The 13,299-nt window shown below is 58.8% G+C and carries 11 protein-coding genes; 10 read left to right on the top strand and 1 reads right to left on the bottom strand.

Annotated elements, in window-relative coordinates; genetic code table 11:
• Positions 1-44: 44 nt before the first annotated feature.
• The 10 genes from GOW93_RS13620 (at position 45) to GOW93_RS13575 (ending at position 12,541) form a co-directional block, all read left to right on the top strand.
• The gene (locus GOW93_RS13620) at positions 45-1,457 is read left to right on the top strand and encodes a YcjX family protein (protein WP_170385135.1); all 1,413 of its coding nucleotides are present in this window, start codon (positions 45-47) and stop codon (positions 1,455-1,457) included.
• Positions 1,454-1,909 carry a GNAT family N-acetyltransferase gene (locus GOW93_RS13615; RefSeq protein WP_170385132.1) on the top strand — a complete coding sequence of 152 codons (456 nt, stop codon included), beginning with the start codon at positions 1,454-1,456 and terminating at the stop codon, positions 1,907-1,909. Before GOW93_RS13620 ends, GOW93_RS13615 begins: the two co-directional genes overlap by 4 nt.
• Positions 1,902-2,891, top strand: coding sequence for a YcjF family protein (locus GOW93_RS13610; protein WP_170385426.1), 990 nt, complete (start codon positions 1,902-1,904; stop codon positions 2,889-2,891). The genes GOW93_RS13615 and GOW93_RS13610 overlap by 8 nt, the downstream gene beginning before the upstream one ends.
• A gap of 54 nt (positions 2,892-2,945) precedes the next feature.
• On the top strand, positions 2,946-3,656 hold the full coding sequence (locus GOW93_RS13605) for a VIT1/CCC1 transporter family protein (protein ID WP_170385131.1): 711 nt from the start codon (positions 2,946-2,948) through the stop codon (positions 3,654-3,656).
• Positions 3,657-3,734: 78 nt separating this feature from the next.
• Positions 3,735-5,057, top strand: a complete 1,323-nt coding sequence (locus tag GOW93_RS13600; protein WP_170385128.1) for an SDR family oxidoreductase — start codon at positions 3,735-3,737, stop codon at positions 5,055-5,057.
• Complete coding sequence (locus GOW93_RS13595; protein WP_170385126.1) at positions 5,057-5,536, top strand: DUF2269 family protein; 480 nt, start codon at positions 5,057-5,059, stop codon at positions 5,534-5,536. Before GOW93_RS13600 ends, GOW93_RS13595 begins: the two co-directional genes overlap by 1 nt.
• 95 nt (positions 5,537-5,631) lie before the next feature.
• On the top strand, positions 5,632-8,319 hold the full coding sequence (locus GOW93_RS13590) for a DUF2339 domain-containing protein (protein ID WP_170385123.1): 2,688 nt from the start codon (positions 5,632-5,634) through the stop codon (positions 8,317-8,319).
• 164 nt (positions 8,320-8,483) lie between these two features.
• Positions 8,484-11,462: an isoleucine--tRNA ligase gene (gene ileS / locus GOW93_RS13585; RefSeq protein WP_170385121.1), complete on the top strand. Its 2,979-nt coding sequence runs from the start codon at positions 8,484-8,486 to the stop codon at positions 11,460-11,462.
• Between the two features lie 79 nt (positions 11,463-11,541).
• Positions 11,542-11,997: a methylated-DNA--[protein]-cysteine S-methyltransferase gene (locus GOW93_RS13580; RefSeq protein ID WP_170385118.1), complete on the top strand. Its 456-nt coding sequence runs from the start codon at positions 11,542-11,544 to the stop codon at positions 11,995-11,997.
• A gap of 76 nt (positions 11,998-12,073) precedes the next feature.
• A complete protein-coding gene (locus GOW93_RS13575) occupies positions 12,074-12,541 on the top strand; it encodes a hypothetical protein (RefSeq protein WP_170385115.1) in 468 nt (155 codons plus the stop codon).
• On the opposite strand, the gene GOW93_RS13570 is transcribed toward GOW93_RS13575, so the two are convergent.
• The gene (locus GOW93_RS13570; RefSeq protein WP_170385112.1) at positions 12,526-13,239 is read right to left on the bottom strand and encodes a CDP-alcohol phosphatidyltransferase family protein; all 714 of its coding nucleotides are present in this window, start codon (positions 13,237-13,239) and stop codon (positions 12,526-12,528) included. The genes GOW93_RS13575 and GOW93_RS13570 overlap by 16 nt on opposite strands.
• Positions 13,240-13,299 lie beyond the last annotated feature (60 nt).

Genomic DNA, 13,299 nt, shown 5'->3' with positions numbered 1-13,299 from the left:
ACCTCTACCTATCTTGAGCAAAACGAAAAAAGCGAGGCGACGGTTTGGTCATCTCATCTCTGGCAGACAGTCTGGTGCGCGGCGTGGAAACCGTGGGCGATCGCGTATCCGAGACCTTGTTCGAGCCAGTCATACGTCTGGGTGTTACCGGGCTGGCGCGGTCGGGCAAGACGGTATTCATTACCTCCTTGGTTGCGAACCTTCTGGATCGCGGGCGGATGCCTAGTTTGGTCGCTCAGCAAGAGGGGCGGATTAACACCGTCTATCTGCAACCGCAGCCCGACGATACTGTGCCCCGGTTTGACTATGAAAACCATCTGGCCGCGCTGACCGGGCCACAACCGCATTGGCCTGACAGTACCCGGGCGGTGTCGGAATTGCGCCTGTCCTTCAAAGCGCGCCCGTCGGGTTTATTGTCAGGCTTACAGGGGCCGCGCACCATCCATCTGGATATTGTGGACTATCCGGGTGAATGGCTGCTGGATCTGGCCTTACCGGACAAGACCTATGAGGTCTGGTCAGCTGAGACGCTCGATCGTATCGCCAAACGCACCGAGGCTGCGGCGTTTCTTGAACAAACCAATGCGGCCGACCCTGCCGGGGCTCACGACGAACCCACCGCGCAGGCACTGGCCAAAACGTTTGCCAATTATCTGAACGACGCGCGCGACGCAGGGTTCTATGATTGCACACCGGGCCGGTTCTTGCTGCCGGGCGATCTGGCGGGGTCTCCGGTTCTGACCTTTGCACCTCTGCCGGTGGAAGGTCATGCGCCCCGGCGCAGTCTGCACCGGGAAATGGCGCGTCGGTACGAGGCGTACAAGTCGCAAGTAGTCAAACCTTTCTTTCGGAACCATTTTGCCCGGATCGACCGGCAAGTGGTTCTGGTCGATGCGCTGGGCGCGATCCACAAAGGGCCACAGGCGGTTGAGGATATGCGCCGTGCGATGGCCGATATCCTCTCGGCCTTCCGTCCTGGACGCAACGCGTGGCTGAGCCAGTTGCTACTGGGCAAACGGGTCGAGCGCATCCTGTTCGCCGCAACGAAAGCCGATCATTTGCACCACTCTCAACACCCTCGTCTGACCCATATCATGGAGGCCCTGACCCGCGATGCCCGCGACCGGGCCAGTTTCGCCGGGGCCGAGACGGCGGCATTGTCGCTGGCGGCGTTACGCGCAACGACCGAGGAAGTCCGGACGCATGACGGGTCGGACCTGCCATGTGTGCGTGGCACATTACTGGACGGCAAGCAGGCCGCGTTCTACCCCGGTGATTTGCCGGATGACCCAGCCCATCTGCTGGGCCCGGCGCGCGATGGCGCCAATAGCTGGCTGGGTGAAGATTTCGGTTTCATGGCTTTCTCTCCCGCCCACCTGACCCTGCGTCCTGGTGATGGCCCGCCCCATATTCGGCTGGACCGAGCCGCTCAGTTCCTGATCGGAGACCGCCTGTGATCGTAACCCTTCGCCCCGCTCGCACCACGGATGCGGGTGCAACTGGAGAGATTTTGCATGGTTTCGCTCGTGAAAACGAATGGATGCCCGAATTGCATTCCCGCGCTCAGACCATCGCTTTTTGTGGTTGGATGATTGATCTGGGCTGGGTCACAGTTGCCGAGGCTCAGGGAAATGTAGTCGGGTTTTTGGCCTTGAACGAAGCTGAAATCCACTCTCTGTATCTTAAGCTGGGATCACGCGGGCAGGGGATCGGGCAACGACTGTTGGAGCACGCCAAATCTGATCGGGTGGAACTGACCCTGTTTGCCTTTCAGGCCAACCACGGTGCGCGCCGGTTTTATGAGCGCAACGGCTTTGTTGAAGATGCCCGCAGTAATGGCGCTGACAATGATGAAAATCTGCCTGACATCAAATATGTCTGGCTGCGGGAAAGGGCTGATGATGGCTAAAGGTCCGGTACTGATTGATCTCGACGCAGAGGAGCCCGCCGCAGACGTGGCACAGGCCCCGCCGGTGCCCGATCTTGAGCAGCCGCATGGGCAGGCAATGCAGGCGGCGGTTCGGCTGGCGGCCCGAAAGCCATCGGCCCTGTCGCGGTGGTTCTGGGGGCTGGCGCTGGCTGTGATTGGTGCCGTGGTGTCAATCGCAGCGTGGGATTTTGTCACTTCGCTGCTTTTGCGCGCACCTGTTTTGGGCTGGGTCGTGACAGGCCTTATGGGCGCACTGGTGCTCGTTGCTCTGATCATCGCGGTGCGGGAATTGGCAGCCATCGGGCGGCTGTCCCGCGTGGACGGAATGCGCCGCGCTGCTGACGTTGCTTTGGCAGAGAGTGACCTGGAGCAGGCCCGCACGGTGATCAAACGCCTGATTGCCTTTTACAATGGACGGAATGAAACCCAATGGGGTCGCGACCGTCTGGTTGAACGGATGGACGAACAGTTTGATGCCTCTACCCTGCTGACTTTGGCCGAGGATGAGCTGTTGGCACCTCTGGATGCTGCGGCCAGCCGAGAAGTCGAGGCAGCGGCTCGTCAGGTGGCGACCGTGACCGCGCTGGTGCCTTTGGCGCTGGCAGACGTGGCGACGGCTCTTGCATCCTCATTACGGATGATCCGCCGGGTGGCCGAGATTTATGGCGGCAGGGCTGGTTTTCTGGGCAGTTGGCGCCTGACACGCGCGGTTTTTGTTCATTTGGTTGCGACAGGTGCGGTAGCTGTGGGTGATGATTTGCTGGAACCTGTTCTGGGCGGTTCGGTCCTCAGCAAGCTGTCCCGGCGGTTTGGTGAGGGGCTGGTGAACGGCGCGCTCAGCGCGCGGGTAGGTGTGGCCGCGATGGAGGTTTGCCGTCCGCTGCCATTTTCCGACCGGCATAAGCCCTCGACCCGCAAGATGATCAAACGCGCGCTCAGTGGGTTGTTTTCAAAAACTTGACCTAACGCAAAGCCGTCTTGTCTGAGGGCCTTCATAACAAGGGCGGAGCCAGCCATGACCGATCACGGACACAGCCAGCAGGAAATCGTCGCGCGGATCAATGAACCGCCGGGACGCGGGGTTTTGCGGGATATTGTGTATGGTGGCATCGACGGGTCAGTCACCACCTTTGCCATTGTAGCCGGGGTAGCCGGGGCGGGATTGTCCCCTTTCATCATCGTGGCGCTGGGGCTGGCCAATGTGCTGGCTGATGGGTTTTCCATGGCGGCGGGGAATTACTCGGGCACCAAGGCCGAACTGGACAATATCCGCCGCATCCGCGCCATCGAGGAACGCCATATCCACCAATTTCCGGACGGTGAGCGCAGCGAAGTACGTGAGATATTGGCTCAGAAAGGACTGTCAGGCCGCGTTCTTGAAGAGGCCACCGATGCCATCACCGCAAATCATGACAACTGGATCAACCTGATGATCGAAGGTGAGTACGGTCTGGGCAGTGTCGATCCCCACCCGATCAAGGCCGCAACCGCAACGTTTTTGGCTTTTCTCATTGCAGGAATGGTGCCGCTGCTGCCGTTCTTGCTGTCCCTTGATCAGGCTTTTGCAGTTTCGGCCTGGATGACCATGGGCGTTTTCTTTGCCATAGGCGCCTTCAAAAGCCGCTGGTCCCTGGCTCCGTGGTGGCGATCTGGCGGCGAGACATTGGTGATCGGCGGTGCTGCTGCTCTGATTGCGTATCTTGTGGGATCTCTCTTTCACCCATAGGGGCCGAGATTGTCGCAGTGCTCTACAAAAAGCTGGTTTCGGTTCAGTGGTGAGGTACGCTGACGAAAACAGCTTGAAATGATTGCTCGACAGTTGCGGTTAGCGAATAAAAATATCCTTGTTTTAGGGGCTTATGGCTTTATTGGTTCTGCCGTCGCCCGATCGCTTGGGGCCGAAGGTGCGCAGGTATCGGCTTTTGTGCGGAACAAGGAAACTGCGGCTCAGGTTCTGCTGGATGCAGCGCACATCCAAGGCGACTTGCGCGCTTGCTTGCGGCCTGAGGATTGGAGTGGCCCTCTGACAGGTATCGACTGTGTCGTGAACTGCGCAGGGGCATTGCAGGATGGACCTGCTGATGATCTTGAAGCCGTACATCACACGGCGATCGCCGCCTTGGGGCAGGCCTGCGCAAAATTGGGAATCGCAGTGGTGCAGATTTCAGCCATTGGCGCCGATCCTGGTGCCGAGACGGATTTTATGCGCACAAAGGCAGCGGGGGATGAAGCGTTGCGGGGCTGTGGTGCGCCGCTTTGGATTCTCAAGCCCGGGTTGGTCATCGGACAGACCGACTATGGCGGTACGGCATTGCTGCGAATGCTGGCGGCGGTGCCTTTTGTGCAGCCCATCGCTTATTCACAAGTACCGGTACAATGTGTGGGTATGCCCGATGTGTGCGAGGCTGTGATCAGGGCCATGGCAGGGGACTTGCCGCAAGGAGCCTATGATCTGGTCGAAGACAAACCTGCACTATTGTCCGAGGTTTTATCGGAAACACGCCGCTGGCTGGGGTTTCCGAGCGCGCGGTTGACGTTGGGCGTGCCAGTCTGGGGAACGCACCTGATCTCGCGCTGCGCGGATGCGCTAGGCCGTTTGGGCTGGCGCTCGCCATTGCGAAGCAACGCGATGGTTATCATGGCCAAGGGCGTTGTTGGAAACCCCGAGCCCTATCGCGCAGCCACTGGCCGATCTATTGCACCCTTGCGCCAAGTCTACGCAAGCCTGAACAGCTCTCGCGAACACAGGTTAAGCGCACGCATGTCCCTTTTGATGCCACTGGTTGTCGCAGCTCTTAGCCTGTTTTGGATGCTTTCCGGGCTATTTGGGCTATTTGACCTGCCTCAGGCTACAGCGGTTTTGACAGATGTCGGGTGGGACGCAAACCTTGCGAAGATGAGCGTCCTGTTCTGGTCCGCAATGGATATCTTGCTGGGGCTTGCCATTCTCTGGCGTCCGTGGGCAGCGCGTGTTTGCATAGCTCAATTTTGTGTCGCGGTATTCTATCTGATAGGGGCAAGCCTTGCCGTTCCAGCCCTGTGGCTGGACCCTCTTGGCCCTCTCACCAAAATCCTGCCGGTGATGATGCTGTCGCTTGTTGCCTGGCCCATGCTGCAGAAACGATGATGGACCCGGACCTTATCCTGCGATGGTTGCACGTTATCGGAGCTTGCGTCCTGCTGGGGACCGGAGCCGGGATAGCTTTTTTCATGCTGGTGGCACATCGTACAGGTGATGCCCGGTTTATTGCGCAGACCGCCGGCATAGTTGTTCTGGCCGATCTCGTATTCACAGCTACGGCCGTCGTTGCTCAACCCGTTACAGGGGGACTTCTGGCGTGGCGGTTGGGCTGGCCATTTACCGAAGGGTGGCTTTTGGCCTCGCTGGCACTCTATGCGATGGCCGGGCTGTTCTGGTTGCCGGTTGTCTGGTTGCAGGTCCAAATGCGTGAACTGGCGCAAAAGGCTGCTGACAATGCTGAACCGCTGTCGCTTGAGTATCACCGATTGTTCCGTATCTGGTTTGCCTGCGGGTTTCCTGCTTTTGCGGCAGTGTTGGTAATCCTTTGGCTGATGATCGCACGCCCGTCGATTGTCTGGATTTAGCCTTTGGGGACGTGACGCTAAAACCATTGAGAATTCTGGCTGTTACAGACTGTGTACCTCGGGTAGCCTGACACCGAAATCACCCGGAGGCCCACTTGGAATCCCTGCTTGTTCTCGTTGGATTGATCGTATTGGCCATTCCGGTGGCTATCGTTGTGCTTATGGTCGGACAGGTCCGCCTACGTCGCAGGGTAGAACAACTAGAACGGCACCTTCTCTCGCTGGGTGAAGCCGTTCCAGAGCCTCGCGCAGAACCGCCCAAGCCAGAGGCCCGCAAGCCTATGGAAAAGCCCGAAAAGGCGAACCCTTGGGTTGTCAGCAAGGGTGCGCCCAAGGAACCTTCTGAAGAGAAACCGCCAGCCGCTGTAGTCTTTCGAGCAGATCGCTTGACTACTTTGACCGCTTGGCTGCGTGAGAACTGGTTCTACGCCGTTTCGGCCCTGTCCCTCGCTCTGGCCGGGATTTTTTTGGTGCAATATGGCGTGGAGAATGGCCTGTTGCCTCCATCTGCGCGTGTGATCGCAGCTTTGTTGTTCGGTGCCGCGCTGATCTGTGCCGGAGAGGTCATCCGGCGAAAATTTGGTGACGATGAAGCATCAAGCACGGCCTATTTACCGTCGGTGTTCTCAGGGGCAGGTCTGGTCACACTGTTCGGGGGTATTCTGGCCGCTCGGCAGCTCTATGATCTGATCGGCCCCGAATTCGCGCTGATGGCAATGATCTTTATTGCACTGATAGGGTTGGTGCTGGGGTGGTTCCATGGCCCGCTACTGGCGGCAATCGGGCTTATCGGGGCGTTTTCCGCTCCCTTTGTGGTCGGTGGAACCTCGGAAAACCCCAGCTGGCTTTTTGCTTATTTCTTTGTGATTGCCGTTCTGGGGCTTGGGGTCGACACGGTGCGGCGTTGGGCATGGATTTCGGTCCTGAGTTTGATTGGCTCCTATTCTGCCTGCTTGCTGCTGGTACTGTCCTCACCCTTGACCGAGGCGGCGTATTTGGTCTGCGTTACCGCGTTGGCCGTGGTCGCTATTGCCATTCCGGTTCGGCGTATCTGGCCTGATCATGGTGGACCCATGATTTCTTCAGTCATCTGGCGCAAAAAGGGGGGGGACTGGCCGGAATTCCCGACACGCCTTGCTTTTGGCGCAGTGGCTGCCAGTTCAGCGATAGTGTCGGTTCATTGGGCAGACAGTTCGGGCGAGTTCTGGTTGGGCGTCATACTGCTGTCTGGTCTGACGCTTGGGTTAATGGTCTGGGGGCAGCGCGCCGAGGCGTTGCAGGATGCGGTTGCATTGCCAGCCCTTGGGTTGATCTGGTTTGTTCTGATGCATGGCTGGGACAATGGCACCGTCCTGCGTCAGTTTGCTGAAACCTATGCCGAGACGCCCGAGGCAGATTACCCGTGGGTCATTACTATCCTGACTGTTCTGGGGGCGGTGGTTTCGATTACGGCGGCCTGGCGATCAATGCGCGCGCAATCCTATGCTGCGGTCTGGGCCGCGGCGGCGGCGGTTTTCGCGCCCGTGTTGGCTATTGCACTTGAGGTCAGTTGGATGCCTTCAAAGGTCATCGGCGCGTATCCTTGGGGCCTGCACGCCATTGCGCTGGGCGTGCTGATGGTCGTCTTTGCCGAACGGTTTGCACGCGTCGATGGCGACAACCGGATGCGCCCGGCTTTGGCTACGCTGTCTGCGCTGTCCTGCCTGACCTTTGCCTGCGTGATCGTTCTGAGTTCGGCGGCATTGACCATTGCTCTGGTCGTGATGATTGTTGTGGCTGCTGCACTGGATCGCAAATTCACCCTGCCTCCAATGAGCTGGTTTATCTGGGCTGGGGTGTTCACAGTCACGGTGCGGCTGGTTCTGGACCCGGGTCTGGACTGGGCCAGCACGGCTCCGGTGGTTGAAATGACGCTGGTTTACGCGGCGGCTACCGTCGGGTTTTTGGCGGGGTGGCTGCTGGTCAGGCCATTGGATCGGCCTGTGGCAACATTGTTGCTGGAGAGCGCGGCCTGGGCGACAGGGGGGATATTGCTGTCTCTGTTGCTGGAACGCTGGCTGCAGAGTTTTGGCGAAGGCAACGCCACCAACAGTCATTGGGGGCTGGGTTTGCTGGCGATCATCTGGCTGTTGCTGGCCTTCGCGCAGATTCAACGGTTCGAATTGGGCGGCAAGCTGAACTACGCGCGCTACGTTTTGGCCGCGTTCTTTGCCGGGCACGGGCTTTTGCGTCTGGCACAAGCGTTGAGCGATGCAAATCCGCTGCTCAATATAGTCGCGCCGCCGGTTTTGGGTCCTCCGGTGCTGAACACATTAGCGGTTGCCTACCTGCTGCCTGCACTGGTCATCGGGTTCTCGGTCTGGCGCATCCACGCGTCCCCGCTGTGGCTAAAGCGTGCCAGCTACGGGCTGAGCGGTGTGTTGGCTGCTGTCTGGTTGGGATTGATGATCCGCCACATCTGGCAAGGTGCAAGCGGTATGTATGAGGGCAACGGTGTGACCCAGCCCGAGCTTTATACCTATACCATGGCCCTGCTGGTGATCGGCGCGGTGCTGTTCTATCAGTCACTGGCGCTCCGGTCTGACGTGATGCGCAAGGCAGGGCTGGCGGTGATCGGGCTGGCGGTGGCCAAGGTTTTCCTGATTGACATTGCCGGGCTGGGCGGGCTGATCCGGGTGTTCTCGCTGCTGGCATTGGGTCTTGCTCTGGCGGGTCTTGCATGGCTGAACCGCTGGGCCGCACTGCGCCATTCGCCGCAGGATCCGGAACCTCTGGACCAATAGGCGCGGGCGTCCTATAAGCGCGGCCATGCATGCCCATTTGGCCATCATTATTCGAATTATATCCCCGGCGCTCTGACCCTCTGAGACGCCGGGCAAAGGTGTTTGAGACTTCGCACCGACCGCTTCGATCCTAGTACGACCAGATCATCCAAAGGACGCCCCCAATGTGCGCCGACACGATCCAGACACCTGATTACAAAGACACGCTGAATCTGCCCAAAACCGAATTCCCCATGCGCGCTGGCCTGCCCAAGCGCGAACCCGCATGGCTGGAGAGGTGGGAGACCATCGGCGTCTATGACCGCCTGCGTGAAAAAGAGGGTCGCGCGCCCTTTACGCTGCACGACGGCCCGCCCTACGCGAACGGCCACCTGCATATCGGCCACGCGCTAAACAAAACCATCAAGGACATGATCGTGCGCTCCCATCAGATGATGGGTCATGACGCGCGCTATGTACCTGGCTGGGACTGCCACGGTCTGCCGATCGAATGGAAGATCGAGGAACAGTATCGCAAGAAAGGCAAGAACAAGGACGAGGTGAACGTCGTCGACTTCCGTCAGGAATGCCGCAAGTTCGCCGAAGGCTGGATCGACATTCAGCGCGAAGAGTTCAAGCGCCTTGGCATTACCGGCAATTGGGCCGATCCCTACATCACCATGGATTACCATGCCGAGGCCGTGATCGCCGACGAGTTCATGAAGTTCCTGATGAACGGCACGCTTTATCAGGGCTCAAAACCCGTCATGTGGTCGCCCATTGAGAAGACTGCTCTGGCCGAGGCCGAGGTCGAGTATCACGACAAGGAAAGCTTCACCATCTGGGTGAAGTTCAAGGTCGTGCCTCGTGCTGTCGCTGCGTACGTAAAGCCGGGTGATGAAGCCGAAAAACTGACAGACCTTGCTTACAACATTAGCCAGTTGAAAGACGCCTATGTGGTGATCTGGACGACGACTCCATGGACCATGCCTTCGAACAAAGCTGTCGTGTATGGCAAGGATATCTCCTACGGCTTGTACGAAGTCACTGGCGCGCCGGACGAATGCTGGGCTGCTGTGGGCGACAAATTCCTTCTAGCCGACAATCTAGCCGCTGACGTTCTGGGTCGTGCTCGTCTGAATGACGATCAGTGGACTCGTGTCCGCGATGTGACCACCGACGAACTGACAGGCATCGGCTTGAAGCACCCGCTGGCCGGGGCCGAGGGCGGCAATGGCGAATGGGACGACATCCGCGATTTCCGCGCCGCTGAGTTTGTGACCGATACCGAAGGAACTGGTTTCGTCCACTGTGCGCCCTCGCACGGGATGGAGGAATTCGAGCTTTACCGCGATCTGGGCATGCTCGAGCAGGTCATCACCTACAACGTGATGGACGATGGCTCGTTTCGCGCCGATCTGCCGTTTTTTGGTGGCAAGTTCATCCTGTCCCGCAAGGGCGGTGAGGGTGACGCCAACAAAGCGGTCATCGACAAGCTGGTCGAGGTTGGCGGCCTGCTGGCGCGTGGCAAGATCAAGCACAGCTATCCCCATTCGTGGCGCTCAAAGGCTCCGATCATCTATCGCAATACGCCGCAGTGGTTTGCATCCGTAGACCGCAAGCTGGACGATGGCATGGGTGAGATGGGCGATACTATCCGCGAACGCGCCCTGCGCTCGATTGACGAATTGGTGAAATGGACACCTCAGACTGGCCGCAACCGTCTGTATTCCATGATCGAGGCGCGCCCGGATTGGGTTCTGTCGCGCCAACGTGCGTGGGGCGTTCCGCTGACCTGCTTCACCAAGAAGGGGGCTCTGCCGACCGACGCGGATTACCTGCTGCGCAATGCGGACCTGAACGCTCGCATCAAGGCAGCGTTTGAGAAAGAAGGCGCGGATATCTGGTACACCGATGGCTTCAAAGAGAAGATCCTCGAAGGCATCGCCAACCCGGACGACTACGATCAGGTTTTCGACGTGCTGGACGTGTGGTTCGACTCCGGCTCGACTCACGCCTTCGTTCTGCGTGATCGTGAGGATGGCACGGAAGACGGCATCGCCGACGTTTATATGGAAGGCACCGACCAGCACCGCGGATGGTTCCATTCGTCGATGCTGCAGGCCTGCGGCACCAAGGGCCGCGCACCGTACCGCAACGTTGTGACCCATGGCTTCACACTGGATGCCAAAGGCAACAAGATGTCCAAGTCGCTGGGCAACACCATCGTGCCGGAAGAGGTCGTCAAGCAATACGGCGCTGATATCCTGCGCCTGTGGGTGGCGCAGACCGACTATACCGCCGACCAGCGGATCGGACCGGAGATCCTGAAAGGCACCGCCGACAGCTATCGCCGCCTGCGTAACACCATGCGGTTCATGCTGGGCTCGCTGGCCGACTTCTCCGAGGCCGACCGCGTCGCGCCCGAGGATATGCCGCGTCTGGAACGCTGGGTGCTCAGCCGTTTGGCCGATTTGGATGAGCAGGTCCGCAACGGTTACGCCTCTTTCGATTTCCAAGGCGTGTTCAGTGCCGTGTTCACCTTTGCGACTGTTGATCTGTCGTCCTTCTACTTCGACGTCCGCAAGGACGCGCTCTATTGCGACGGCGACAGCCTGCGCCGCCGCGCTGCGCGTACTGTGCTGGACATCCTGTTCCACCGCCTGACCACATGGCTGGCCCCGGTTCTGGTCTTCACCATGGAAGAGGTCTGGCTGGAGCGGTTCCCCGGCGACGACAGCTCGGTCCATCTGGTGGATTTCCCGGACACGCCCGCCGATTGGCGCGATGCCGAACTGGAAGCCAACATGGCCAAGGTCCGCCGCGTCCGCCGTGCCGTAACCGCTGCGCTGGAAATCCAGCGTCAGGACAAGGTGATTGGCTCCAGCCTTGAGGCCGCTCCGATTGTGTATGTTGAAGATGGCGACACTCGTGACCTGCTTGCGACGTTTGACGTGGACGATATGTGCATCACCTCGGGATTGACCGTTACCGGCGACCCGGCTCCGGCCGAGGCGTTCCGCGCGCCGGAAATCGAAGGCGTCGCGGTCGTGTTCGAAAAAGCCGACGGCGAGAAATGTCAGCGGTGCTGGAAAATCCTGCCCGACGTTGGGCGCCACGCCCACGAAAGCGTCTGCGGACGCTGCGACGAGGCGCTGAGCTAGGATCAGACCCCCGGTTAAACGACCGGGGGTTTTTCTTTTGCGGGTTGCACGGGCTTTGGCGATCTGAAACGCTGCGCTTATGCCGATGATTGCCGTTGAAACCCAGTTTGGCCGCCTTGGGGTCGAAGAAACCGACGGGGCTATCACGCGACTTGTCTGGAACGGTCGGGATGACAGCCCAGAAACATCCTTGCTGCAAGAGGCTGCCGCGCAGTTAAGAGCCTATGATCAGGGCGAGCTGGAACAGTTCGACCTGCCGTATCATGTTGCTGGGTCCGAGTTTCAACGACAGGTCTGCGATCTGATGTTTGCTATCCCGCTGGGCGAAACCCGCACTTATGGAGATATCGCAAAAGAGCTGGGTCAGCCGCCTCAACCAGTGGGGCAAGCCTGTGGGGCGAACCCGATCCCTGTGATCATCCCTTGCCACCGGGTACTGGCGGCGAATGGCTTGGGTGGCTTTTCCGGTGACGGCGGGATCGAGACCAAAGTTGCTCTGCTCCGGCACGAACGGGCAGCGGGCCTGCTGATCTGAGAGAAGAATTTCAGTTGCAATCCCGCTGGTTGAGGCCCAACTTGTATCAAACAGAGAATTCAAAGGATCGCATTGCATGACAGCTCAAATCGACCCTGCTGCCCGCAAAAAGGCCATTATCGACCGGCTGATGTCACTGGAAGAACAGGAATTGGCGACTGCGCAGGCACATTACGACGCATTCCTGAAGGATTCTCAACTGGATGACCGGGAAGGTCATGACAAGGATGACATAGCCGCCTCGCGCGAGAATGCTGATCTGGCGGCTGCATTTGACGCCCCTGTACATGCGCATCACGCCAAGATCGACGTGATCGAGAACACTGATTTCAGTGTCACAGACACCGTGCAGCCCGGCGCGGTGGTCAAGTTCAATGATCGGCGGTTTGTCGTCTGCGTCTCGACCACGCGGTTTGAGGTGGACGGCAAGACCTATATGGGCATCTCAACGCAAAGCCCGATCTACCTGGCCATGGTCGGCCTACAGGAAGGCGACATGTTCACCCATAACGGTACTGAATTCGAGGTTCAGGAAATCTTGTAATCCGCGCTTTTGCGCTGTGGGATCACCTGCTGCGCAATCCCTGCGAACACCAGATACAAGCTGGTGATCACCAGACCCCAATGGGCCCAGCTTTCGGGATGGAAATCGACCCACGCAGCCCAGCCAGCAAAGAAAGTCCAGGCCAGCGCCATTGGCAGCGAAATCGAGCGCCAACGCTCGGTCCGGACGGGGTGAATGAATTTCAGCGGCAGGAACATCGCCAACGACAGCAGCGACACCAACAGCAGAATAACCCAAAAGCTGGGTTCGAGCGCGAAGACGACGATCACGAACATATTCCAGCAGCCCGGAAACCCGGAAAATGAATTATCTTTTGTTTTCATTCGGGTATCTGCGAAATACATCGCGCTGGCAAAGGTGATGACAATGATCGCGAACCAGCCTGTCCAGCCGTCCATCAAGCCGGATTTGAAGAGCGCAAAGGCCGGGATGAACACATAGGTAAGATAGTCGATGATCAGATCCAGCAGCACCCCGTCAAACTCGGGTGCGTTCTTTTTCACGTGGTAGTGACGCGCCAGCGGGCCGTCGATGCCGTCCACAATGAACGAGACCACCAGCCACAGATACATCAGGCTCCATTTTTCCTCGACCGCTGCCAGCATGGCAAGCATAGCGAAGACGGCTCCGGTGGCTGTGAACAGATGGACTGAAAGTGCTTTGAATCTAAGTGTCATGCAGGTGTCATGGACGATGCGTCAAGCAGATGCAAACCAAAACCCGGATTGAGGTAAAAA

It is taken from the genome of Ruegeria atlantica (assembly GCF_013032455.1).
Classification (GTDB): Bacteria; Pseudomonadota; Alphaproteobacteria; order Rhodobacterales; family Rhodobacteraceae; genus Ruegeria; species Ruegeria atlantica_B.
The sequence above is the reverse complement of the archived record's forward strand: the minus strand, read 5'-3'. Positions and strand labels throughout refer to the sequence as shown.